Origin of the sequence: Cardinium endosymbiont of Dermatophagoides farinae (assembly GCF_007559345.1) — a bacterium.
GTDB lineage: Bacteria > Bacteroidota > Bacteroidia > Cytophagales > Amoebophilaceae > Cardinium.
In genome coordinates this window covers 147,294-172,886 of the sequence record NZ_VMBH01000001.1, presented here as the reverse complement: position 1 = coordinate 172,886, position 25,593 = coordinate 147,294, and the positions used below count along the sequence as shown (strand labels likewise).

Below are 25,593 nucleotides of genomic sequence, written 5' to 3'. Positions count from 1 at the left end.
ATGACACTTTTGCTATATTACATCAAGCATTACAACCATACTTGTTAGAAGTAGTACTCGTTGTTAGACGACTTTAAATTAATTTTGTTTCTTATCTTTTGCATCGTTGTTTGCTTATTTCCCTTAGTTGGCTGAGTTGTTCTATCATTAAAAATATTTGTTGAGATAAAAAGATTGTTTGCGTTCGGCGCCTTTTTGTTGTTCATTTGTTTTGTAGCTTTATTTTTGGGGTGATTAGACTTGCATGGTGGACTTACTATAGGAGTATCACTATTTAATTGTTTTGACTGTGTATTAGAAGCATCATGGTTACGATTGTCTCTTGTGTTAAGCTTATTATTATGCTTCTTATTTAAAATAGATGAGTGTTTCTTCTCATTTGTGTTTTCAATTGGTTGATATTGTGGATTGAGTATACCCTTTATCCATTCATCTGAACTAGTTGTTTTTCTACTGCAATTCGATGAATCTTCACCCAGACCAAGTCTACCAGACATCCCAGTACACCCGGTCATTTGGGTAGCCAGCAACAATGCACCCACTGTTGGGGATATTGTTTTTGAAAAGATAAAGCCCTTGCTTATTGATTTATTTTTGTTTACATTCATTTCGTAGTTGATTTTCAATTATGGTTTAGTTTAGTGTAACGTAGGCCCATGCATTAAGGGAAAAAAGCTGCCCTATAAAAGTGGGTACTATCCACTTATTGGTTAAGCCATTACTTGATGCATGGGTTTTACTATATTTATCCCTGCTATTGTAGCATAATCTAAAATGGGCCTAATGTCTGGTGCAATTTTACGAAAACATATTGCCAATTCCAATATATTTTATGTAAATGTTCTGTAAACTTTACTAAAATCAACAGACTTGCAAAAATATGTACCATGCAGCAAGGGATCTATTCCATAAGCCATATGCACCCCGTTCATGATGATGCTTTTTTTATGGAAGCGGCGTTAAAAGAGGCAGCGCGTGCTGCTGAAGTGGGGGAGGTGCCGGTTGGAGCTGTTATAGTAGCCGATCATAAGATTATTGCACGTGCCCATAACCAAGTCGAGCAGCTTAGGGATCCAACTGCTCATGCAGAGCTATTGGCCATAACCGCTGCTGCCAATTATTTTAACAGCAAATATCTTCCTAATTGTACCCTATATGTTACCCTAGAACCCTGTATTATGTGTAGTGGCGCGCTTTACTGGTCGCAAGTAAAGCGGCTTGTTTTTGGCGCTAGTGACCCCAAAAGAGGCTACCAAACCCACGCTAACCTTACCCTCCACCCACGTACGGCAGTTCAACAGGATGTTTTAGCTAAAGAAAGCAACCAATTGCTGATTTGTTTTTTTAAAAAGTTAAGAAACACTATATTGTAGCAGAACAAACTAGTTCTATGTTGATTTTAAAACTTTAGACGCCTATGATTTTTACACTTCCCGCTTTGCCTTATGCCTATAACGGGCTAGTACCCTACATAGATGCCCAAACTATGGAGATCCATCATACCAAACACCACCAAACCTATGTGGATAAACTCAATCAGGCGCTAGCGGGTACAGCAATAGCAACCGCACAAGGAACGGAACCATCGGTCTTGGCCCATCTCTTAAAGGATATAAGCGCTTACCATACTGCTGTGCGCAACAATGCTGGTGGCCACTTTAACCATTCCTTTTTTTGGAATAGCCTCATCCCTAATAGTGTCCAAGCCCCTGGAGCAGCTTTATTGCGTGTATTAGAAAATTCATTTGGCAGCTTTGAAAAATTTAAAGAAACCTTTACAGCAGCAGCTGCTGGACACTTTGGTTCTGGATGGGCCTGGTTATCTGTAGCCAAAAAAGATGGCAGTTTATTTATTTCTACAACTAATAATCAAGATAATCCGCTTATGAATACCACGCCTGTTCAAGAGCAAGGTTTACCTATTTTAGGGCTGGATTTGTGGGAACATGCCTATTACCTTCTTTACCAGAATAAGCGCCCAGCCTATATAGAGGCTTTTTGGAAAATCATTCACTGGGAAGAAGTTGAGCGTAGATACATGAGGGCGGTACAATAAAAACCTCCATAACACCAACCATAAATAAAAGTATAGAGGCAAGCCTACGTAAAGTATTCTTTTTGGTATAAGAAATTATGTAAGGCTTTTTTATAGTGTTTTCCAATGCTTTTTTGTAAATTTGCCTCTTCACTTAAAAAAAATAGCTCTTTAATTTAAGCCAAGATATGAAACAAAGAGAAAAAAAGTTTGTGCAACACAACGCTCCTCAGTCCATTTTTGTATTAGCCATATTAGTCATATTGGGATTGCTTTTTTATTACAGCAAAGAAAAAAATACGATTGCTATCTCTGAGAAGCGTTTTGAAACAATGATGCTCAATCAGGAGGTTAAGTCTGTTACTTTAATCACCAATCAACATCTAGTCGAAGTGGTGCTCAAGGAGGATGCATTAAAAAAAGCGCATTATCAAAAAGAGCTAGCAGCAAGAGCCACCTGGAAGAGTGCCAGCGGGTTGGTCTACACTTTACGCATACCCAATTTTGATATTTTTGATAAAAAGTTTGCAGCAATAGAAGCAAACATAGCACCTGAAGCCAGAATAGGCTACACTTGCGAGGAACGTTCAGAGCCTGCTAGCTTTATCAACTGGTCTTTTTTGCTCACGTTATTTCTGATTTATTGGTTCTTTATTCGTAAGCCAGGTAATGGCATGGCAGGTCCTGGCACGCAGCTTTTCAATATGAATACATTAAAAGCGACCATCTTTGATAAGGATAATCAATTGAAGGTTACCTTTCAAGATGTAGCTGGGATGAAAGAGGCCAAGGAAGAGGTAAAAGAGGTGGTAGACTTTTTAAAGACGCCTGAAAAATTCACCCTGCTTGGCGGAAAGATTCCTAAGGGGGTATTGTTGGTAGGTCCGCCAGGAACAGGCAAGACACTACTGGCCAAAGCAGTAGCTGGGGAAGCAGGTGTGCCTGTTATTTGTCTTTCTGGATCAGACTTTGTAGAAATGTTTGTAGGTATAGGTGCCGCTCGTGTCCGTGACCTCTTTAAAAAAGCAAAAGAAAAGGCGCCTTGTATTATTTTTATTGATGAAATAGACGCAGTGGGTAGAACACGGGGTAAGGCCAATATGCCTGGGGTGAATGATGAACGTGAAAATACTTTGAATTCTCTGTTGGTAGAAATGGATGGCTTTTCAACCAATTCTGGTGTGATTGTGATAGGTGCTACCAATAGATCAGAGGTATTGGACCCTGCACTGTTGCGCCCAGGAAGGTTTGATAGACAGATCACCATAGATAACCCAGATGTAGTGGATAGAGAGGCGATTATACGCTGCCATAGCAAAAAGCTAAAGCTAGAAAAACATATACGCATTAAGCAACTGGCAGAGCAAACACCAGGGTTCTCTGGAGCCGATCTATCTAATATGTGTAATGAAGCAGCTTTAATAGCAGCCAGAAAAAACAGAAAGTTTGTAACCATGACCGACTTTCATGCCGCTATTGATCGCATTATTGGTGGATTAGAGAAGAAAAACAAAATTATTTCTCCAGAAGAGAAAAAAATAGTAGCCTACCACGAAGCAGGCCATGCGATTGCTGGGTGGTTTTTAGAGCATGCACACCCACTAGTGAAGGTAAGTATTATACCACGTGGTATAGCCGCATTGGGTTATGCACAGTATTTGCTTAAAGAGCAATTCATCTATCAAGAAAATCAATTGCTCGATGAGCTAGCCATGGCGTTGGGAGGAAGAGCCGCTGAGGAGCTTATTTTTGGAAAGATTTCTACTGGTGCCTTAAATGATTTGGAGCGTACTACTAAATTGGCTTATAGCATGGTTACCGTCTATGGCATGAACCCTAAAGTAGGCCATCTTTCTTTCCATAACTCTAAGCAAGCAGACTATACGTTTACAAAACCTTACTCAGAAACAACTGCCTATACCATAGATGAAGAAGTAAAAGCCATTATAGATGGCGCGTATGCGCGTGTGAAAGGGTTACTCAAAGAAAAGATCGATAAGCTCACCCTTTTGGCCGAAGCGTTATTGGTAAGAGAAACAATATTTAAATCAGATTTAGAGCGTTTAATAGGCAAACGGTTTGCTAAAGAAACGAAAGAGGTCTCTGTTGAAGATGCCGCTCAAGCGTCACCAAGTGAAGAACAATCCGGTGATATGGAAGAAACGGAGCCTTGTGATGGAGAGCAAGTTTAAGCAATAAAAAGTGGTGAACCCCAAAATAGGTGTGTTAATGGGCGGGTTTACACCCGAGCGACATATATCATTAGAAAGTGGGCGGAATGTTTATAGTAAATTGCTTGCCTCGACTAAATATGCACCCCTTCCACTGTTTCTATCTGGCTCTAGGGAAGCCTATCGTATTTTTACATTACCTGCTGCCCTTTTGCTTAAAGATAATGCAGATGATATCCATGATGTGCTCCTCCATCCAACTAGGTTTAGTAGATCAGAAGCATTATTAACCGCTATTAGAAAAGAAGCGGCCTCCATCACAAAGCATTATGCAAAGGATGTTATTTTTACACCGGAAGAGCTTACCTTTTCTGCCTTAAAAGAAAGAATAGATTTTATTTTTATAGCCTTGCATGGTAGACCTGGGGAAGATGGGACCTTACAAAAGCTATTAGAGGCCCATGATATACCCTATAATGGATCTGGTATAGCCACTACCGCTTTAACCATTGATAAGTATGCAACCAATCAATTTTTAGCCCAAAAAGGATTTCATGTTGCACAGCAGTTTGTGGTCACAAAAAAAGATTGGAGCGCCCATCAGGATAAAGTTATCCATGCTATAGAGGAAGCGTTTACCTATCCTATTATTGCCAAACCAGTTGATGATGGCTGTAGTGCAGGGGTAATGCGGATCACCGATAGCGCCATGTTAGTCGCTTATGCAGCTGCCAGTTTTAGAGATGAATCACTTATTGCTGTTGATCTGATCGAAGCATTAGCCTTGCAAGCAGCAGACTATATTCCTAGGCAAGCACGTTTTCTATTAGAAACACTCATCCAAAAAGATCAAGAAACCCTTGATTGTTTAGAGACCACAACAGGCTTATTGACCCATATAGATCCCAATGGCAAAACCTTATATGAGGTATTTGAGCCTTCAGAAACAGTAGCAGCAGATGCCGTACTTTCATTAGAAGAAAAGTTTTTAGCAGGGGAGGGGCATAATATTACCCCTGCACGCTTTCATAACGATACCAAAGCAGCTGAAGCCATTTGCAAAAGTGTCAAAAAGCAACTGCGCACCATAGCAGCAGTTTTAAATTTACAAGGCTATGCCAGAATAGATGCCTTTGTAAAAATTTATGCCCATCAAAAAGTAGAAGTTTGGGTCATTGAAATCAATGCCCTACCTGCTATGACACCAGCTACCTGTATTTTTCACCAATGCGCTTTAAATGGCTATACGCCATTTGATTTTATAGATGCCATTATTCAATATGGGTGGACCAAAAGAAATTTTGCAGTTGCTGTACCAGCGCTAACCTTAGATAGATGAATAAAGAAAAGTTAAAAAAGCTATTCAAGCACCTCGTTTACATGGCTTGTTTGAGTGTAACGATCTTATATCTCTTTTTCTATATAGTATTACCTTATATTACCCATCAAGGTAAAATTGTTCAAGTACCTGACCTAACAGGCATACATTTAGATGCATTGGACGAAAAGCTGAGCAAAGACCATTTGCATTACGTTATAACCGATAGCAGTGGCTATTCCGCACAGCTGCCTCCCTTTACAGTTTTACAACAATTTCCTGCGGCAGGTGCTTGGGTTAAAGAAAACAGAAAGATCTATTTGACCCTAAATGCAGAAAATCCTCCACTTGTCTCTATGCCCAGCCTTATTGAACGTTCCGTTAGGCACGCGGGGCTACTGCTAAAGAACAAAGGGTTAAAATTAGGTAACATTAAATATGTCCCTGATGTTACAGAACATGCTGTTTTAGAACAGTGGCATAATGGTCATCCTATAGCTGCTGGAAAACCGATTCATAAAGGGTCCATTATTGATTTAGTCGTTAGCGCTGGATTAGGCAACCGAATCATTGAAGTACCAAATCTAATAGATATGGATATAGAGGAGGCTAAACTACTATTATTAGAACAAGGTATGCGAATAGAGGTATCGGATTATGTTAAAAGTAAAAAAACAAGCGTTGGCACGATTATAAGCCAAAAACCCGCACTAGGCAGTAAGGTGCCATTGGGGACGCCTATTCATGTTTCGATTACTAAGGTCTAAGAAACCTTAGCTAGGTATGTTTATCGTTTTTGTCAGTATGAGGATTCAGATTTATTGTTCTACCTTTCTTTTTAAGAAAGCTTAAAAAGTCGCTTACTATAGCATCAGATCCTGAGCAAACTGCAAGGCGCAATAGAACGTGAATATATTGCAAATAAGCTGTGTTATCTGCATAGGCATCCGAGTAAAATGTATCTTCCTCAATGGTATTGAAATGCTTCATAAATAATTTTTTTAGGTAAGCCATCTCTTCACTATAGTTCGGATTATCTTTCTTAATCTCTTTGTTAAAAGATGCTTCAAGTTCGGTTAATCTTTTAGTTAACCTTCCATACTTTTCGGGTTTGTTTTGGAATAGTACATCTACCAGCCCCAAGATCATGTTCAAACAATTTTGTTTGTATGCCCCAGGATTTTCAGGAATTTTCCTTAAACTTGCACGAACTAGGGTGAAACTGTATGGGTCCTTGTTAAATATTTCTCTTTCCTTTCCAATAATTTACTTGCCTTGCTTCCAAGGTTCTAGTGTTTTGTGCGCAGCTAACGCTCCAATCGGACCAACTAAAGGCAGCTTACGATACTGGTCGATACAATTATAGAGATCTAAAATTACTATTTCAGGATTTTTAACATTAAACATCAAACGGCTATACCATAATTGGAATTCTTTCAAGGCTGTTGCGTTAAAAATGTCTTTATCTTTGTATTCATCTTCATTAAAAACGTACGTATAAGGGTATTCCCCCTCTTTACATAATCCTTGACCATTCATATTATAGCACGTAGACCTGCTTAACCCATTACAAGATGTGATGAATGATAATAAAAACAGGATATTGCTTATCATAATCAACCTTTTTTATATTAAGAACATTGGATTGTTTTGTTAATAATAAAATTTTATTACTAAATAAATTAGATAAAGGCAAATAAATAAAGATAATTATTCTTAATAAAGAAGTAAGGGAGCATATATCCTCAATGGAGAGGGATTGAGTGGTTATGGTGGGTAGTGGGGTTAAATGGTATTTATTTGCTTTTTTCTAAAATTTTTTTTAAACCTGCAAATGGTTTTTCTGTATCAAGCAGGTCTTAAATATTATTTTTATCTAAAGTTTAATTTTATTCACAATGAGAAAGTATTTAGTTTTTTTACCACTTATGATATCCTGTAATAGTAATAGGCTAGGTCAGTCTAATATTATGGCGGATGGTCAAAATAATGCCTTGAAAAATCCACTCGATCTTAATCTTAGTAGTAAGGCTGCCGGTGTATTTGCCAGGAAACACCTTGGTCTATCTGAAGATAAGCAGCTTTTTCCTTATATGATTAAAAATGTTGAAGACATTAACGAGTTTTCATGTTGCTCCCCTTCTAGGCCTACTGCAAACGCGTTTTTTATTAAAAAATTGGCTGATTATTTCGTTTTTGATTATAAAGACAATATTGCTTCTATGTTTGATTTACTTATTGAAGCAAAGCCAACACAATTCGTTCAAGGGATATTTAAAGCATTAATAAAGCATAAGGGTATTGACGTTGACAAACTCTATTGGGGTGGTAAAGTTGATCTATTGCTCCGATTAGCAGGGTGCGGTAATAAAGTTCTATTTAAAATATTACTGGAATCAGGTCTACCTGTTTACCTTAATAAAAAATATGATGCTACGCATTCTCGTACTCTGCTTCATTTTCTTATTAATAGAAAGCAAACCTTGTACGAGGAGGATATTGAATATTAAAACTCTAAAGAATCATCGGGATATGCTCGAATCGTTACTGAAACGCGAAGATTTTGACCCTAAGGATGGTCGATATTATGTTACAGAAATACAAAAACTTAATCCAGATCCAAATGTAATCAGGATGTTTAAGGAGCACCCAAAGATTGATTTGCAACACTTGTTTTGTTCAATCATATGTTTCAGTGGAGACGATGAAAAGAAAAAAATTTTTGAACCAATACTGAAAGACATAGTGATTGATGAACGTTTTAATCCAAAAATGCCAATTTTCGAGGACGAAGAAGCTTTTGACTTTGACTTACCTGGCGTACCTCCCTTACTTGACTTAGATAATAAAAAAGATTTCCTAGATAAGCTAGATAAGCGAATAGAACATAGCATAAGAGATAGTATAAAAGATAATAAAGAAATATCCTAGATAAGCTAAAAAAATTCAAGAATCTCTTCAGTAGCGACAACAAGGAGCTTTGTGGTAAAATGCATTTACACCTGAGTTCGGGATTAGGTTTTTTAGCCTGATAATCAATTATAAAAAATTTAATAAAATTTATTATTAGACATAATTCTATAAAACAGATTATATGTAAATTATTTTGATTATCAGGTTATTATAATATAATTAGCAGATAAAAGTAGCTAAACTAGCTTGCCTTTTAGTAAAAATATTAGTTAAACAACCTGTTTTTAGTAGCTGTAAATCAGATAAATAAATCTTGAACTCAGGTATTTACCATTGGCTAAATTGGTAATGGTGGGTCTTGAGCCATTGTTTTATCGAAATGACTCTAATCGTAATTTGATATTCAATTAAATTAAGATATTAAGGGGTATTGTAGCCTCCGATAAATAAATTTGGCGTATCTATTCACCACTGTGGTTTTTAGGCGATTATGTTTTGCAACTGTTTAAAAGGGTTTAAGTTTTGTTGTTTGCAAGTTAGGTATAAAGAGATGATACGTTCTAAGCATCTATTACCTCGTTCCGATTGCGTGAAGGTATCTATTCACCGCAGTGGTTTTTAAGAGACTATATTCTTCAACTGTTGGAAAGGATTTAGCTTTTGTTGCCTCTAAGTTAGGTATAAAGAGATGAGTCGTTCTAAGAACCTATTCCCTCTTTCCGATTGCGTAAAATATGAGTTTTTACGATAGAGCACATAATGCCTGATTTGCCTTTCGGCCAGGTTATTGGTGAGTGGAATGTTTACTGGATTTTTGTAAAATTTCCATAACATATCTGCTCGCATTATATCTCTAGCCATACGACTAACCTGGAGTGCACCTGATATCCTAGCAATAGCTTTTAGGCCATACCAGACCCGCTTACGCACTGTTGGAATGCGTCTTAAAAAGGTAAACAGCGATATAGTATCCTTATTAAAGCTTATCTTTGTAGAAGCTATATGGCCATGATAAAACCCATAGATCAAGGTATCTGTTCAAGTCAATGGCTAATAAGGCGTTTATATCACATTCTTTATTGATCACCAGGATGATGATGCCTACCACTTTTTGCTTGATCAAAAAGTGGACAAAAAAATCAAGCCCTGTGCAAAAAGTTGCTAAAAGCAGCGGTTAGAGCTGGAAAAACAGAACTCGCCCGCTACCGCGGGCTTCAAACAAGCTGTTTTTCTATTCAGCTCTAACCGCTGCTTTCTAAACGTAACTTTTTACAATGGGCGTTTTTCTTTTTTTGGAGTATAACATTGCCAGATGGCTGAATGGATACTAGATCAAGTGGTCTTTTTACCTTTAGGTGCATGTTACGCGCCTATTGGTATCGTTTCTCAATACATAGGGTGAAACTAAACTATAATTGAAGCCAATTACATTATATGATTATAAACAAAAATAAACCAATCCGCAAGAGTTTGATCTTTTTAAAAAAGAGATTTCCAGTAGCATTGACTTTATCTAATGGTTTGTTTATCCATTTGCTTGGGTGTAATGCACACCAGGTTAGTAATAAGTTTACAAAAAGTGAACCTCTTACTTGTTACCAAGAAAACAATCATGGTAATTCTTTTAATAAACTTGGTATAGAACTATTACAACAATCTGTAACCACCAAGCTATATAATGTCTACGAGCTTCTTTATGAAAAAATATATGGAGATGATGCAGCAGTCCTAGATGTAATTAAAGAAATTAAAGAACCAAAACAATTAATAAATGGTATAAAAAAGCTAAAAAAACAGTGGAAGTTCCGAATACTCGAAAAAGAAGAAGATTTATTAAAAATTTTGCTTAAAAAGTTTTGTGACGTTGTAAATCAGATGAATTCAGTAAATGACAATACTGATTCTGTAATAAGAGAGCTAGATCTGCTCAGAAAGGGTTTTTATGAAGCATACTACGGGGTTGATATAGTAAGTTCAAATGCATATCGGCCAAGCGGTAACCTTCAGTCTAATCTTTAGAAACTTTATAAGCTTGTAAAGACTGGCTGTCATTTGCAAAAAAAACAAGGAATCGGCAATCAAAGAAATTAACATTTTGTACAAAGTATTTAAGATTTTTTATAAAGTAGTTGAGAAACTTACAATAGACTGTCAGAAAGTAAATAAAAAAACAAAGAAAAAAACAGAGGAAAATGAAGTACATCAGAAACCTACAATAGACTATCAGAAAACAAATAAAATTTTGTACAAAGCTTACGAAATTCTTTGCAGAGAAATTTGCAAATGTGATGCACAAGCGTTGGATATGGATACGAAACCGCAGGAGTTACTAAGTGGTATAAAAAATCTAATACAAATACGTCTTGACAAGTTAGATGAACCACCAAAAGAGATTGATGATTTTCTACGGAATAGCTCTATCATGCTTGATCCGCGAACAGTAAAATAGTGAGTCTTATAATGATTGGCTGCGCAGTACTGAGTCTGTGTGTAACGTCTTGAGGACTGATGGGTCTACAGAACCAAAATCTGATAAAAAGGAGAATCCGCTTAAAAGAAAAAAGAGCGGGTTTGAACTGCCTTGGAACAAAAGACGTAATTTCGATGAAACTGCCTTTTAGTAAAACTACCTAAAAGCGAGCCAAACGCGCCCTTGGAAAAAGTTACGATCAGAAAGTCCAGCTTACAGATGAATAGAAAAACAGATTCCTTTGAAGCCGCGCTTCGCGCGGCGACTTCTGTTTTTCCATCTGTAAGCTGGACTTTCAGGGACTTTTTCCATCAGCGCTTGATTTTATCCTTACTTTTTGATCAAGCAAAAAGTAAGGATAAAAATTCCATCTGTAATGTGCACTTTCAGAAACTTTTTCCATTAGCACTTGATTTTTTGCTTACTTTTTTATAGGGAAAAAGTAAGAGAAAAATTCCTTTCATCTAAAACAGAACTTAGTACCTACAGCTGTTTCTTCTATATCAACTGCTGATGCATCCTCTACTTGGTCCTTTACCAAGGATTGGTAAAGCAAATCAGCAATCGTAGCCATACCTTCTATTTGTTCTGGAAAGGGGGCCATAACATAGAGTTGGCTTTCTGCTCTTGTAAACGCTACGTAGAGCAGGTTGAGGTTATCTAGATAGATTTGCATCTGTTCTAGGTAATAGTCTTTCGCATAATTGGTTTCTTTTAAATCTGCACCATAGCCGATGGGCCATATAGGAAAGTAAGGAAGTTGTGGATGGTTGGTGCTCCATAGTATAGGTCCATGTTGTGGTGGGTGGTCCAAACCCCAATTACAAAAAGGCATAATCACTACTTTAAACGCCAACCCTTTCGACTGATGGATCGTCATGGCCTTGATACTATTTTCATCCTGGCTGGCAGGTAGTTTTATAGTTCGGCCTTTTTTTTCCCACCAGGCTAAAAATGCTTCTATAGAAGGAGATGTTGTAAGAAAAAAATTTAAAACAATGCTCTGAAAAAAAGCCAATACATCACCAAAGTCATGAGGCGCTGTAAATAGGTGGTTGATCAATATCTGCACACAGCTATAAATGGATATTTTCTTTAAAAAGTCTTTTTGTGCCCAAAATGATGGAGGCAATAACTTTTCCATATCGCCATTTGCTGCTATATAGCATTGATCATGGTGGTCCAATGGATTACCCATACAACTAGAATAGGCCGCTATCCAGGCAACGTTATTGATTAAATCATCTTCATTTTGCAGGTAATACAATGCATGTATCAATACTTTTATGGCGATATGGTTCCATAAGGCATGGGCATGGGCATGATCCGATCGTATCTTATAGGAGCCAGTGATGTCGTTGAGCAGGCGGGTGAGCAAAGCTGCTTCACCATTATTCCGAACCAATACAACGATATCCTTTGCAGGAATACCCTCTTTTTGCAACCTTTCTATCAAGGCTATAAATGCTTGCTGCGCATCTGCAGCAATAGCATTATTTTCTATTTGGCTAGACCGAAGCAAAAAAAGCTCTACATAGCCTCCTTTTTTAGGGTTTGTTTCTTGTGCAACGTCATCATAAGCCCGTCGGATTTGGGCTAGTTCATAGGATAATAGATCAATAGAAGGTAAGATGGATGCTAAATGGTCCACCAATTGTCCTGCTGCCCTTTTAAAGAAATGATTGTTAAACAATACAATCGCCTCACAGCTGCGCCTATTTGTAGTTAAACCATAAATGGTACTTTCCTTAAATTCTGCCTCTACTTCATGATTCAAGAGTTTCCAATTGCTGCCACGCCAACGGTAAATAGATTGTTTGACATCTCCTACTAATAAACTAGCATATCCTTGTTCCAGACTATTGCGCAATAATGGCTTGATATTCATCCATTGACAAAGAGAAAGATCTTGAAATTCATCTATAAGAAAATGATGAAATTGATTGCCTATTTTTTTATATAAAAAAGGAATATCGTTTGCCTGAATCGTTTGGTAAAGCAGGGCAGCAATATCTGACATAAACAAAAGATTGTTCTTAGATCTATACCGATCTAACCCTATAAGCAATGCACCTATCATACCAAAGGCATAGGTAAATCGAGCACCTACTACTGCGGTTCTATGGGCTAAGCCCTCTTCTTCATATAAGTTGATCGCCTCCATCAGTAAAGGATGGAGTAAAGCTTCTACTACGCTTGCAATATGTGCGCTTTGGTTGGTTTTTAGCTTATGGTACCAGCTGGTTAAGTCATTACTGCCTATAACCGCTCGTTTGGTTGGCTTGAATGCTGTTTTGCTGGCTAATTTTAAAAAATAGCCGATTACACCTTTCCTGCCATAGGTAAAATCTTCTGGTGTAAGTCCCTTTTGCTTGAGTATATCCAGCGCATTTTGACCTATTGCTTGCATCCTTTGTTCAAAGGATTGCAAACATGCTTGTGTAGCTGGTACAAAATTAGGCCATCTTTCTTCTTCCTGAAAAGCCTTTAACAATGCTTTTTCATGGAGCTTAAAGGATTCATTAAAAAGTGAGGTGCCCAATTCCTGAATGTTGCTTTTGATATTCCAGCTTTTACCAGTTAGTAGTTTGGCAAGTGCAAAGTCCACCATCCATTGTTGGAGTAATAGACCTTTTTCGAAAGCTATTTCTGGTGAGGAATTTTTAGGAGAAGCGCAGTCGCTAGCATACTCAGATGTATCTGAGGAGCGTAAACCAGCCTCAAAATTACCATTAGAAATAGCGTTTCGAAAGAGGTCTGATGTGTCTAAGGTAAACAGTTCCTCTATCGTTTCTTTTAAAGCCAGTAGCTCATCCATTTCAATAGAAAAATGGTGGGGTAATCCAAGTGATTTGGCAAAAGATTGAATGAGCTTATAGAAGAAACTATCGATTGTGGTAACTGCAAAGTCACCATATTGATAGATCATCATCGATAATACCTCTTTGCTGCGCAGCTGTAGTTGCCCTGTTTGGCATAGCGTTTCCCCCGTTTCTGCTCCAATAGATAGCCGATATAAGTAGGCTAGAATCCGCTCTTTCATCTCCTGCGTTGCACGATTGGTAAAGGTTACTGCTAGAATATGTTTAAAAGCATCTGGATAACGTAGCGCCCATTCAATATAACGGGTTACCAATATATGGGTTTTACCAGAACCTGCAGAAGCACGGTAGATAAGCAATTTGGCCATAACATCAGATGGGTTTTTATCCTACTTTTTTAGCTGTAGACCTTCTTCAAAACCTATTTGTGATCAGCAGTTTTTAGGAGAAACGCAGTCGCCAGAATACTAAATGTATTTGAGGAGCATAGACCACAAAATTGCCATTTAGCAATAGGTTTTGCAGAAGGTCTTTTGCTATTGGAATCGTTTAGGGCAACCAATAGTAACAGTATAGACTAATTTACATGCAAAGCTATACTCTAATAATCGATTTTTAAAATCGTAATAGGGTCTATAAACAGCTTGTATCGTTATACCTGGGCGGGGCATCCAATTTTTATATATCGACAAAAATAAAAGACTTCTTATCGCTTCATAGTGGACTACTTTATGATCCGCTATACGAATAGACTGGTAAAGCGGATGGCCTATATTTTCGGAAGAAAAATTATGCCCATACCAATAGCTTAGAGATACGCCCAGAAAGGCCATCTGCCAATCCAAAATATGGAGCTGCGCCCATCCCTTTTTAAAAGGACGTTCTATCTCTTTTACATAGCTATTGAATAATAGATAGCTACTTCCATGAATCGGAAAACTACCAGGAAAGCATAAGGAAAGGCCACTTGCACCAGACCATAAGCTATAGTCTTTGACCGATATACCCTGCCCACCTAGGTGATAAATAGCCAGTTGAAAAGGTATGGTATACTTTATCCTATTGTTTGAATCGTAGTATGCTCCATCCAAATGGAATGTAAAGGTTTCTGGTTGGTTCTCTTTTTTGGATAGCAAGGTAAGCCAATTCAGCCAACCAGATAGATAGCTTTTATCGTTTGCTAGCTTAAAATACAAACCCTCTATAAAAGGCTTACGCGACAGGTAGAGTGGTTCTAGTAATGCATGGTCCTGCAAGCTAAAGATACCTATTATAAAACTACTTTTTTGAGCGCTATAATAGATCGATAGTGCAGGCTTTATGCCGTCCCATGGCTTCCTGTGGCCAAAATGTTTTTCCCAAATCAACCCCAAGTTAAGCCCCATATCTTTGGCTATTAAGAGCGTTAAGCTGGGCAAAAAATGAAATCCAAAAATGGTTTCTCCTTCCAGGATTTTATTGAAATACTCTGTATTGTCTATAAAACTTTCTCCACGTATCTTGCATAACAGCTTCGCAGATAAACTGCTCGGCAGCATAGACGGCGGGCTATCATCACTACAGGCAAGAAGCGGGAAAAAGCAAAAGAATAGCAATAAACCTAAATAATGGAATAAGTGCATAAAGAAGAATGGTATATGCTACTTTTTTCTTGATTAAAAGAAAGAAAATCAAGCAAAAAACTGTTCAAAGCACCCCTTACAGCTGGCGCAACGCACTTATTTGCTAAATGGCTTCAAATATACTGTTTTTGCATCTGTAAGGAGCAGTTCCTGATCCCCATTTTTCATACGCGCTATTTTTTTTATAACATTGTCAAACAGGTGTATCGCACCATTTTGGTTTAATCATCCACGCGATAATAGGCTTTTGTAGACTGCAAAATAACCCTCATTATATTGCTCATCGTTTTGCACCCAAGGCAGCTCTTTTTCCTTAAATAAATCTTCAAATTCAACTGCATCAAGTGGCTCTCCACGCAATACCAGATCAGAATAGTGCACCGCAAGTTGAATGATGTCCCGAAAACCACCAGGGGTCAACCATGGTGCATCTTCTTGCCCAATCCCTACCTTTGCTAGTTTTTCCGCCAGACAAGGAAAATGGTGCGAAAAAGTATTGTTGTAGACAGTAAAAATAAGCTTGGCCTTTGTAAAAAGTGGATGGTCGTGGTAGAGCTTCCTCCAAAAGATAGGTATAAGCGCCGTTATCCAATCATGACAATGTACAATGTCTGCCTCCCATTCCAATTTTTTGAGCGTCTCTATTACACCTGTGCAGAAAAAAATCATACGCAAGTCATTATCCTCAAAAAAATTATTATTTTGATCCTCAAAAACCGCTCTTCTGCTTCCAAACAAGTCATTGTTATCTACAAAGTAAACTTGTAACCGTGTACTCGGTATCGTGCTTACCTTGACAGAAATCGAATGATCTACATCATCTATCGAAACAATAGACCCTGACAGACGTAGCACCTCATGTAGCCTATTCATACGGTCATTAATCGTACCAAATTTAGGCACCAGAATCCGTACGTCAATCTCCTTGCTTTGCATGGCTTCAGGCAGCTTGCGTACACAATTTGATACAAGAGAGGTCTCCAAAAAAGGAGATATTTCACTCGCAACATATAGTATCCTTTGTAAAGACATCATGGAAGATACTTTTGAATGGTTGTATTAAAACAGGCATCTTAGCAAACAGACTTTAAATTTAATTATTTTTTTTGTTCTTTACAAGAACGCATAGGCAATATTTTTTTATAAAATATAAATTAAATTGGTGCAAAATGGATCAGCATTACAGAAAAACTGAGCCTAAAATAAGCGTATATGTACAAAAGTATTTTGATTTTACTTTTTGCTGGATTAAAAAGTAATTAAAAATCAAGCGCTGATAAAAAAAGTTGCGGAAAGTGCTATCTGCTAATCGTAATGCACTTCAAGAAACTTTTTTCTTGTTTTGAATGGATCATCTGTCTTGCTTCCATAATTGTTTTTAACGATATTCAATTAGCATAAATATATCAAATCAATAAAAAACAGTATGTATTACATAGGTTAACTTAAGTAAAAAAATATCAGCAGACCTTCTGTAAAACCTATTGCTAAATGGCAATTTTGGTGTCGAAGCTTGTCTATGCTCCTCAAATACATTTAGTATTCTGGCGACTGCGCTTCTCCTAAAAACTGCTGATCACAAATAGGTTTTGAAGAAGGTCTAGTCGCTGTTGCAACATATAGCATATTAAAAAATAAGATAATTCATTTTAAGCGGTATGCACATCTTGTACCTATTTTTTTATTAAAAAAGGTAATATAACCATTCCTTTTATTTTGTTAGGAAACCGTAAACTCATTACAATGCCTAAAGAAATCAACGCTTTGCCCCGAACCCTTTTTACTTTTATCCTTTATTTTGTAAAGCGGCAGTCAGTCGATTTTGGTTTTATGTTTTTTACCATAATATTTTGGCCGTTGAATGAATCGTTATCGCCTTACTTTGTTAAGATACTCATCAATAGGCTGGTAGACCTTACACCGGGTATAGATGCCCCCTTTCGTTTGCTAGCCTTGCCTTTAATCGGTTTGTTAACATCTTGGCTGCTTATGGAAATTTCGATTAGGTTGTATGGGATGCTATCTATTTATGTTTGGCCTAGATTTCGAAAAGATATTCGAGAAAGCATCCTTTCCTATACACAACATCAATCCCATAGTTACTTTTCTGAACATTTTACAGGTGGACTGGCCAATAAAATTGCAGAATTGCCCCGTGCGTGTGAACACATTTTAGATATTTTAATTGGTAATTTTTTCTGTACCATGCTTACCTTTTCTATTTCACTGGGGGTAGTCTTTCAGGTAAGTGTTGTTTTTGGTCTAATCTTATTTTTTTTTGTAGCCTTTTTTGTTGGGCTGACCATTTTAAATATTGGCAATATAAACCACACTGCTAAAATCCATGCAGAGGCTATCTCTGAATTAGATGGCCAGATCGTGGATAGTCTTAGTTGTATGTTGGCCGTACGTTTATTTGCACGCGCCTCCTACGAACTAAAGTATCTGAATAGGTACCAGACTGATGAAATACAAAAGGCACAAAAGGCCTCTTGGGCTATTGAAAAAGCTAGCTTTTTTAAAGGCCTGCTTACTTTTGTCTTTCTGATTATTACATTTTTAACATTGGTTTATGCATGGAATAACAATTGGATTACCATAGGGGATTGCTCGCTGGTGACCATGACCTTTTTTAACCTAATGGGATTGATCTGGCATAGTTCTTTTCATATCACTCAGATTGCCAAAGAAGTGGGTGTTTCTAAAGCTGCCCTTTCCCTTTTAAGTGTGCCACACGAGATTAAGAATCACCCTAATGCCACCCCTTTACTGGTTCGGGGAGGCGCTATTTGTTTGGATAGCGCTACCTTTTATTATAAGCCGAAAGCGCATCTATTTAGCCAAATTTCTGTTCAGATTAAAGCAGGACAAAAGGTTGGTTTGGTGGGGTACTCTGGTTCAGGAAAAACTACCTTTGTCCATTTAATATTGCGTTTGTATGACCTGAACAGTGGAAGCATATTAATCGACAACCAGGATATTTCAAAGGTAACCCAAGCATCTTTGCATGCGCAAATTGCCATGATTCCGCAGGATCCCATGCTGTTTCACCGTACGATTTTTGAAAATATTCAATATGGTCGTTTAGATGCAACAGCAGCAGAAGTAGTCGAAGCAGCAAGATTGGCCCATTGTATGGGCTTTATAGATCATTTAGAAAAAGGATTTCAAACGATGGTTGGAGAACGTGGCATCAAGCTCTCAGGAGGGCAGCGGCAACGTATTGCCATTGCACGTGCCATTTTAAAGAATGCACCCATTCTAATTATGGATGAAGCTACTTCTGCGTTAGATTCCATTACAGAAAAATTTATTCAAAATAATTTAAAAAGAGTGATGCAGCATGCAACTACCTTGGTTATTGCGCACCGTTTGTCTACCTTAAATTATATGGATCGGATTTTAGTTTTTGACAAAGGAGCAATTATTGAAGATGGAACGGTATCCAACCTTTTAGCTAAAAAAGGCCATTTTTCAAAACTCTGGGAGCGGCAAGCCGGTGGATTTCTTCCGGAATAGTTTGTGGGATATCTGCTAATATAACGAAACGATTTAAACCATAGACCTTCTGCAAAACCTATTGCTAAATGGCAATTTTGTGGTCTATGCTCCTCAAATACATTTAGTATTCTGGCGACTGCGCTTCTCCTAAAAACTGCTGATCACAAATAGGTTTTGAAGAAGGTCTCATATAGTTTGTAGTAATAATTTTTTTTCTTTAATTTTTATCCTAACCAGCCTTTACATTCATGTTCTATATCAAGCACCTATTGCATAGTATTGTTTGCTCTATGTTCGCATTGCATCTTTATGCTATGCCGAATCATGCAGTAATTCCCCATACACAGCAGCAACATCAAAAAATAGTTGCATTATTGGAAATGGGTAAAGTCATAAAGAAGGAACCTATGGGAGCGGTATTGGATTGTCAAGGCAAGAAAAAAGATTTTTCTAGTGCAGTCCTTTTGGTGACACTAGATAATGGTTTAAAAGCTGTTTTTAAGCCTGTTTGGGGTGCTTGTGCAGAGGTAGCAGCCTATCAAGCTGCGCTTACATTGGGTTTCCCATATATTCCCCCTACTATTATGCGTACCATTGGCTATGCAAAAGGTGCTTTACAACTTTTTATAGAAACTCCCATAGATCCATTGGCACCAGGCGCCTATAGCCAGGCCATAAAAGAAGTTGCTCCTGAAGATTTGGCCAATCTTGGAATCTTTTACTTTGTCTTTGGGCACTGTGATGTTTGTCCTGGTAATCTATTGATTACCAAATATCAAGGAAAAACTTCGCTTATAGCCATTAACAACGAATCCATTAGGTATATGCAACATGCACAATATGGCGCACTTCCCTTTACACGAAGGGCACGTAGTAACCGGCTACATACCAATGATTGGGATAAGCCTTTTCCTTTTAACCAAGCTGTAGAGATCAAAGATAACCCATCGAAAGCATTAAAGGACAAGTTTGGATCCCTCTTTTCAGAACAGTTCTATAGCAGCATAAAAAAATGGAAACGATTGCGTTATGTGGTTTACCACAATGCAATCTGGCTCCAAGATGGCCGTTATACAGCTTGGCCATGTGCAAAAGACTGTCCTAAAGAAACAAAAGAGGCATTGGAAAAATTGAATTTAAACCAGTTAGAAGAGATTTTTTCCGTTGCAATTGAAGAAAAAGAGGTAGACTTTGTAACAAATGCTTACTTGAATGCTATTTTGGAACGTCGTGATCAAGTTTTAAATTATTATGCGAATCATACCTAAAATACTATGATATTTAAAATTAAAAGTAGGTTAGTGGTTGCTTTATGCTATCTTTTTATACTGGCATTGGTGCTTTGGTTTGGGTTTAATAAGAAGCAGTCGATTCCAACACGTGGGGCACAAATAGAGCAGATACTAGCGAAAATGGAGGCAAGGAAACCTGAAGCCCAGCATAACCCAACAGTGCCACAAGAGGGTACTTGCAGCATATGTTTTGAAAAGGCTACACATTGGTTACCATGTGGCCACTACTTTCATGTAAACTGTATAGCGAAATGGTTAAATACTGCTATGTCTTGCCCCAATTGTAGACGTCATCCGCTTGAATAGATATAGTGACCCTTCGGCATGTAAATCTCTAAAAAAATGAAGCTATTAAATGATAGGAAACCATTTGTTGTACTTTTTGTCTGGTTTCTTGGTATGCTTTTTAGCAATAGCAATTGCCCCGGTAACTCCGATAAAAAAAAGGAGACGACTGCTTCTAAAAAAAAGGAGACGACTGCTTCTAAAAAAAAGGAGACGACTGCTTCTACAGCAGTGCCTAACAATAATACTAGCAAGCAGGTTATCAATGAGCATAGTAGTATAGGTGGTTCTAGTAGTAGCGGTAGCAATGGTAGTGGTGGTGAAATAGGCAATAGCGGTGGTGGTAGTGATAGTGGTAGTGGTAGTGGTGCAGCAGGGGGTGGTAGTGGTGGTGGAATAGGCAGTAGTGGTGATGGTAGCAGCGGTGGCATAGGCAGTAGTGGTAGTGATCTAGCTGGCGCCAGTAGTAGTAATAATAGCATTGAAAATATTTCTAGAAATAATACGCTAAGAAACCGTATTCTAAAAATTCTAAAAGAAAGTGATTTTTATAAAAAAGATGAAAAAGAGGCAATGAAAAATTACATTGACAGTATTACTGATGAGGTATTGATTGAAATTCAGGACAACTTGCAACAAGCTAAAAAAAGCAATAATGATAGTAATGTTACAGACAACGAAGTTTTACATGCTATTTGGGAATTGATACCGAAAAATACTAATGATGCAGTAGTGAGTCAATCAACTGGAAATTCTGATGCAATCAATAATGCTTCTGATGCAGCAGCATCTCATGGAAGTGCTAGTGGGGCTGGTAGCCTTTTTGGTATTGGAATTACATATGATGGCAAAGCTAAGGTTATAGGAGAGGAAAATAAATATGAAATTAAAATGATGCGTAATTCTTGTTATATTGAGGTATTACTACAAATATTTGCAGCTTTGTTTCTTGGTAACGAAAAATATATACAGGATAATACGCTAAAAAGTATTATAGAAAAAATAAACGAACCTAAAGATGATTTTTTAGTAAACTACAAAGGTAATAGGGTGGTAAGCATAACTAAGGATGAAATAGCATCTGTATGGGGTATGCTTAAGAATAAGGATGATAAGTATAAGCAAATGGATATTAATGAGATGCTAACTTACTGCTTTATCCCAAAGTTTTGTAGTAGGGGTCTCCTTGGATATAGGAAATTATTGTACGTTAAGGCTGTTTTCTGTACTAAAGATGTTCTTCTTTTTCTTCCAGGTTATTGTATAAATTTACCTGATTAGCAACATGTTTCAGACATTACTTTTCCCACTTTCCAGCAATTTATTAAAAGTGCTTAGCATCGCTTTTTTCATTGTTTACAAAGTACAATTTCTGAATACGACATACCTGCGAAGCGCTGTACCCGGTAGCTTGTGCGGTATCTTGAATGCTTAGTTTTTTAACACTTCGATAATATATTACCTTCTGGTGACGCTCATGATCAGCCTGTTTTCCACGATATTTACCCTCTTGACGTGCTCTTTCGATTCCCTGTTTTTGCCGTTGCTGACGGCTCAACCAATCCTTATACGACATTGCGGCCATTAGATCCATGAGCATATTATTGATGGCAGAAATCACAGCACGAGTTATTGGATCATTTTGTGATGGTTCTTTGTCAGACAAAACCTGCCATGAAGTTGGGATGTCCAGACTTACAATTCTCAATTCATGATGTTCAATCTGCTTTTTGAGTGTTAGCCAGTCACTGTTACTAAGTCTGGTCAGCCGATCTATTTGTTCTACTAGTAGAATATCATTTCGGTGACTATCCATTAGTAATCGTCCCAGTTCTGGTCTTTCCAGTTTTGTTCCGCTGATATTTTCTCGGTAGTAGCTAGCGATTTTGTGTCCTCTCTCCTGAACAAACTGCTCGAGCATTTCTTTTGCTCGATCTGCAAACTGATCTTCTATTGAAGCTCTCAAATAAGCTCTGATGAACATATTCTAACGAATTTATCGTATTTAGGTTATGTCATTGAATCTATTGCATATAGGTTATTTCATTGATTCAATTTAATAATTTTTAAGATATTTCATTGAGGTGTACCATTATGCGATAAAAATTTAAACGAAAATTAATCTACAAAATAATTATCAATGCAAACTATATGCCTAGGAGACAAATATTAATACGCACCGCAAGCCAGCCAATAGGTTCGGTTTTTCTGTCTTGCTTTGTTACCTGAAGAACATAGGGATGATCCCAGATAAAAAATCACTACTTTCCGATTTTTTACTCAAGCATATCGCTAGCAGACTTAATTTATCAAATGAACTTTGGAAAGATTATGCATCAGGACGAGACACCACTCGCAGGGAACATTTAATAGAACTATACCACTATCTAGGACTAAAAAAATTTACAAAACAGATTCAAAATGATTGCATTTCGTATTTAATTCCACTTGCAAAACGCACTGACAAGGGTATTCTTCTTGCACAAGAACTTCTAAAGTATATGCAGCGGAATTGCGTGATTATTCCCACTATTGATGTACTGGAGCGAACGTGCTCAAAGGCCATGGCTGCTGGTGATAAAATAGTATTCTCGGAACTGAATACTCAACTTATATCAGAGTATAAGGTCAATCTAGACAGCCTTCTGATTGCATTAAATAATCATCTTTCACGTCTATCTTGGATTCTTCAACCTCCTGGTAAAATTAACGGAAAAAATGTATTACAGCACATTGAACGCTTGAATACGATCATGGCAATAGGCTTACCGGTAGGGATCGGACGTTTAGTTCATCAGAATCGGTTACTGAAACTGGCCCGTGAGGGTCGGAATATGAGCAGCCGAGATTTGACTAAGTTCTCATCAAGCAGACGATACGCTATTCTAATATGTGTGATTGAAGAAGCCAGAGCTACACTTACAGATGAGATCATCGATTTGCATGAGCGTATCTTGAACAGTATGTTCAGCCGGGCTAAAAGGACTCAGGCGGAGCGACTCCAGCAAACAGGTAAACTTATCCAGTCTAAACTGTACCAGTATATTGCTATTGGTCAAGCATTAACTGAAGCCCGTGAATCCGGAGAAGATCCATGGACTGCTATTGAACATGTTATGCCATGGCAAAAATTTATTATAAGTCTAGAAGAAACCCGTTTTTTGACCAAAAAAAGTAATTTTGATCCACTGCATATTATTATTGAGAAATATAGTACGTTACGTAAATACGCTCCAAGAATGTTGTCTGCGTTGGAACTGAATGCCACGCCAGCTGCACAGTCACTAGCCGAGGCTCTGACAGTCATCAGAGAAATGTATCATAAACAGTTACGAAAGGTCCCACCAATGGAACCGTTGGATTTTATTCCTGAAAGCTGGAGGAAAGTGGTTATTGCACCCACCGGAATAAATCGACAGTACTATGAATTTTTCGCTCTTAACGAACTGAAAGACGCGCTTCGTTCAGGGGATATCTGGGTAAAAGGTTCTCGCCGATATAAAAATTTTGACGATTACCTCATTCCTAAAAAGGAGTTTAATAAGTTGATTCAGAATCATCAGTTACCACTTTCTGTCCCTTTTGATTACAGTCAATATATTGGAAGTCGCCTAACATTATTGAAATCACGACTCGAAGAGGTAAACAAAATGGCCCTTATAGGTGATTTACCTAATGTTGAAATATCTAATAAAAGAGTAAAGGTCACGCCATTGGATAATAGTGTTCCTGCAGAGGTTTCACCGCTGACAGCCCTGGTTTATAGTATGTTACCTCATCCTAAAATTACAGAGATACTGGATGAAGTAAACGACTGGACAGCGTTTACTGACCATTTTTCTCATCTCAAAAATGAGGTCATCCGCCCTGATACTCGGCTCCTCCTAACCACTATCCTGGCTGATGGAATTAACCTTGGGCTAGGTAAAATGGTAGAGGCCTGTCCTGGAGTTACTAGATCTTCACTGGAAAGTATTCAGGCGTGGTATATACGAGATGAAACGTATTCAGCTGCTCTTGCTGAATTAGTTAATGCGCAGGGAAAGCAACCTATGGCGATATACTGGGGTGACGGTACTACATCGTCTTCAGACGGTCAGAACTTCAGAGTCGGAAGCCTTGGACGCTACGCTGGACAAGTCAATCCTAAATATGGACAGGATCCTGGTATTCAGTTTTATACGAATATCTCTGATCAATACAGTCCATTTTATACCAGGGTTATCAGCCGGGTAAGAGATTCAACTCATGTACTCGATGGCTTGCTGTATCACGAAAGTGATCTAGAAATCCGGGAACACTATACCGATACATCTGGTTTCACCGATCATGTATTTGCCATGATGCACCTACTTGGTTTTGAATTCTGCCCAAGAATTCGAGATCTACATGACAAACGACTTTTTATTCAAGGAAAAGCCCAACAATACCCTGGACTTCAGTCTATTATACCTTCGAACAGCCTGAATCTGAAAGATATCAAATCAAACTGGGCTGACGTGCTTCGTCTAGCCACCTCGATCAGCCAGGGGACAGTTACTGCATCCCTAATGCTCAAGAAGTTGGCCAGTTATCCAAAACAGAACGGTCTGGCAAAAGCTCTCAGAGAAATCGGGAGAATAGAAAGAACATTATTCATGCTGAACTGGTTTCGAGATCCAGCATTGCGTCGACGTGTACAAAAAGGGCTTAATAAAGGAGAAGCCCGTAATGCCCTTGCCCGTGCGGTATTTATGCACAGGTTGGGGAAATCAGGGACAGAAACCTGGAAAATCAGAGCTACCGTGCCAGTGGACTAACACTGCTCACAGCTGCCATCACGCTATGGAACACGGTCTACATCGAAAGAGCTGTAGACTCTCTGAAAAAACAGGGAATAAAAATCAATGATCAATTGTTATCACATCTATCTCCATTAGGATGGGAGCATATCAATTTGACAGGAGATTATATCTGGACAAGAAAGCGTAAAAAACATTAAGTAAGTTCCGACCTCTACGACCGGCTAACATAGAAAAATACAAAAACAGCCTTAACGTACAATAATTTCCCATATCCAAGGAGACCCCTAGTAGGGAAGCGTGGCAAAAGCAGTATTAATGCTATCTATAAATGATCTGATTTTTTTACCAGCCAGTGCACTTCTAATTTTATCTCGCTCTTG

The 25,593-nt window shown here is 38.0% G+C and carries 21 protein-coding genes and 2 pseudogenes; 15 read left to right on the top strand and 8 right to left on the bottom strand.

Going from position 1 to position 25,593, the window contains the following annotated elements:
- Positions 1–44: 44 nt before the first annotated feature.
- Positions 45–626 carry a hypothetical protein gene (locus tag FPG78_RS00840; protein WP_186292383.1) on the bottom strand — a complete coding sequence of 194 codons (582 nt, stop codon included), beginning with the start codon at positions 624–626 and terminating at the stop codon, positions 45–47.
- Positions 627–917: 291 nt separating this feature from the next.
- On the opposite strand from FPG78_RS00840, the gene FPG78_RS00835 reads away from it, so the two are divergent.
- The 5 genes from FPG78_RS00835 (at position 918) to FPG78_RS00815 (ending at position 6,291) form a co-directional block, all read left to right on the top strand.
- Positions 918–1,373 (top strand): nucleoside deaminase, encoded by a 456-nt coding sequence (locus FPG78_RS00835; protein WP_144086193.1) that lies wholly within the window; start codon positions 918–920, stop codon positions 1,371–1,373.
- 44 nt (positions 1,374–1,417) lie between these two features.
- Positions 1,418–2,056 carry a superoxide dismutase gene (locus FPG78_RS00830; RefSeq protein ID WP_144086192.1) on the top strand — a complete coding sequence of 213 codons (639 nt, stop codon included), beginning with the start codon at positions 1,418–1,420 and terminating at the stop codon, positions 2,054–2,056.
- Between the two features lie 167 nt (positions 2,057–2,223).
- Positions 2,224–4,227, top strand: a complete 2,004-nt coding sequence (gene ftsH / locus FPG78_RS00825; RefSeq protein ID WP_144086191.1) for an ATP-dependent zinc metalloprotease FtsH — start codon at positions 2,224–2,226, stop codon at positions 4,225–4,227.
- 10 nt (positions 4,228–4,237) lie between these two features.
- A complete protein-coding gene (locus tag FPG78_RS00820) occupies positions 4,238–5,545 on the top strand; it encodes a D-alanine--D-alanine ligase family protein (RefSeq protein ID WP_223261927.1) in 1,308 nt (435 codons plus the stop codon).
- Positions 5,542–6,291 carry a PASTA domain-containing protein gene (locus FPG78_RS00815; RefSeq protein ID WP_144086190.1) on the top strand — a complete coding sequence of 250 codons (750 nt, stop codon included), beginning with the start codon at positions 5,542–5,544 and terminating at the stop codon, positions 6,289–6,291. Before FPG78_RS00820 ends, FPG78_RS00815 begins: the two co-directional genes overlap by 4 nt.
- Before the next feature lie 10 nt (positions 6,292–6,301).
- Here the strand turns inward: FPG78_RS00815 and FPG78_RS00810 are convergent, their stop codons facing one another.
- On the bottom strand, positions 6,302–6,679 hold the full coding sequence (locus FPG78_RS00810) for a hypothetical protein (RefSeq protein WP_144086189.1): 378 nt from the start codon (positions 6,677–6,679) through the stop codon (positions 6,302–6,304).
- A gap of 111 nt (positions 6,680–6,790) precedes the next feature.
- A complete protein-coding gene (locus FPG78_RS00805; protein WP_144086188.1) occupies positions 6,791–7,138 on the bottom strand; it encodes a hypothetical protein in 348 nt (115 codons plus the stop codon).
- A gap of 284 nt (positions 7,139–7,422) precedes the next feature.
- On the opposite strand from FPG78_RS00805, the gene FPG78_RS00800 reads away from it, so the two are divergent.
- Both FPG78_RS00800 and FPG78_RS00795 read left to right on the top strand, forming a co-directional pair.
- Positions 7,423–8,034: a hypothetical protein gene (locus tag FPG78_RS00800; protein WP_144086187.1), complete on the top strand. Its 612-nt coding sequence runs from the start codon at positions 7,423–7,425 to the stop codon at positions 8,032–8,034.
- Between the two features lie 22 nt (positions 8,035–8,056).
- The gene (locus FPG78_RS00795) at positions 8,057–8,455 is read left to right on the top strand and encodes a hypothetical protein (protein ID WP_144086186.1); all 399 of its coding nucleotides are present in this window, start codon (positions 8,057–8,059) and stop codon (positions 8,453–8,455) included.
- Between the two features lie 651 nt (positions 8,456–9,106).
- On the opposite strand, the pseudogene FPG78_RS00790 reads toward FPG78_RS00795, so the two are convergent.
- Positions 9,107–9,388, bottom strand: a pseudogene (locus FPG78_RS00790) (IS66 family transposase); the annotation flags it as partial.
- A gap of 483 nt (positions 9,389–9,871) precedes the next feature.
- Here FPG78_RS00790 and FPG78_RS00785 point away from each other — a divergent pair.
- The 3 genes from FPG78_RS00785 (at position 9,872) to FPG78_RS00775 (ending at position 11,342) form a co-directional block, all read left to right on the top strand.
- A complete protein-coding gene (locus FPG78_RS00785) occupies positions 9,872–10,456 on the top strand; it encodes a hypothetical protein (protein WP_144086184.1) in 585 nt (194 codons plus the stop codon).
- 76 nt (positions 10,457–10,532) lie between these two features.
- Positions 10,533–10,886, top strand: a complete 354-nt coding sequence (locus tag FPG78_RS00780) for a hypothetical protein (RefSeq protein WP_144086183.1) — start codon at positions 10,533–10,535, stop codon at positions 10,884–10,886.
- A gap of 240 nt (positions 10,887–11,126) precedes the next feature.
- Positions 11,127–11,342 carry a hypothetical protein gene (locus FPG78_RS00775; RefSeq protein WP_144086182.1) on the top strand — a complete coding sequence of 72 codons (216 nt, stop codon included), beginning with the start codon at positions 11,127–11,129 and terminating at the stop codon, positions 11,340–11,342.
- 25 nt (positions 11,343–11,367) lie between these two features.
- Here FPG78_RS00775 and FPG78_RS00770 read toward each other — a convergent pair whose 3' ends face one another.
- The 3 genes from FPG78_RS00770 to FPG78_RS00760 form a co-directional block, all read right to left on the bottom strand.
- Positions 11,368–14,097, bottom strand: coding sequence for a UvrD-helicase domain-containing protein (locus FPG78_RS00770; protein WP_144086181.1), 2,730 nt, complete (start codon positions 14,095–14,097; stop codon positions 11,368–11,370).
- Positions 14,098–14,265: 168 nt separating this feature from the next.
- Positions 14,266–15,351 (bottom strand): hypothetical protein, encoded by a 1,086-nt coding sequence (locus FPG78_RS00765; protein WP_144086180.1) that lies wholly within the window; start codon positions 15,349–15,351, stop codon positions 14,266–14,268.
- Between the two features lie 225 nt (positions 15,352–15,576).
- Positions 15,577–16,386 (bottom strand): glycogen/starch synthase, encoded by an 810-nt coding sequence (locus FPG78_RS00760; RefSeq protein WP_144086179.1) that lies wholly within the window; start codon positions 16,384–16,386, stop codon positions 15,577–15,579.
- A 708-nt stretch (positions 16,387–17,094) separates the two neighbouring features.
- Between FPG78_RS00760 and FPG78_RS00755 the strand changes: the two genes are divergently transcribed.
- From FPG78_RS00755 to FPG78_RS00740, 4 genes are all read left to right on the top strand, one after another.
- A complete protein-coding gene (locus tag FPG78_RS00755) occupies positions 17,095–18,870 on the top strand; it encodes an ABC transporter ATP-binding protein (RefSeq protein ID WP_144086178.1) in 1,776 nt (591 codons plus the stop codon).
- Positions 18,871–19,100: 230 nt separating this feature from the next.
- Positions 19,101–20,120 carry a hypothetical protein gene (locus FPG78_RS00750; RefSeq protein WP_144086177.1) on the top strand — a complete coding sequence of 340 codons (1,020 nt, stop codon included), beginning with the start codon at positions 19,101–19,103 and terminating at the stop codon, positions 20,118–20,120.
- Positions 20,121–20,126: 6 nt separating this feature from the next.
- A complete protein-coding gene (locus tag FPG78_RS00745; protein WP_144086176.1) occupies positions 20,127–20,450 on the top strand; it encodes an RING finger domain-containing protein in 324 nt (107 codons plus the stop codon).
- A gap of 36 nt (positions 20,451–20,486) precedes the next feature.
- A complete protein-coding gene (locus tag FPG78_RS00740; protein ID WP_144086175.1) occupies positions 20,487–21,710 on the top strand; it encodes a hypothetical protein in 1,224 nt (407 codons plus the stop codon).
- Between the two features lie 43 nt (positions 21,711–21,753).
- Here FPG78_RS00740 and FPG78_RS00735 read toward each other — a convergent pair whose 3' ends face one another.
- Positions 21,754–22,413 (bottom strand): recombinase family protein, encoded by a 660-nt coding sequence (locus tag FPG78_RS00735; protein WP_144086174.1) that lies wholly within the window; start codon positions 22,411–22,413, stop codon positions 21,754–21,756.
- 184 nt (positions 22,414–22,597) lie between these two features.
- Between FPG78_RS00735 and FPG78_RS00730 the strand changes: the two are divergent.
- Positions 22,598–25,475: pseudogene (locus tag FPG78_RS00730) on the top strand (Tn3 family transposase); the annotation flags it as partial.
- Positions 25,476–25,593: the final 118 nt, after the last annotated feature.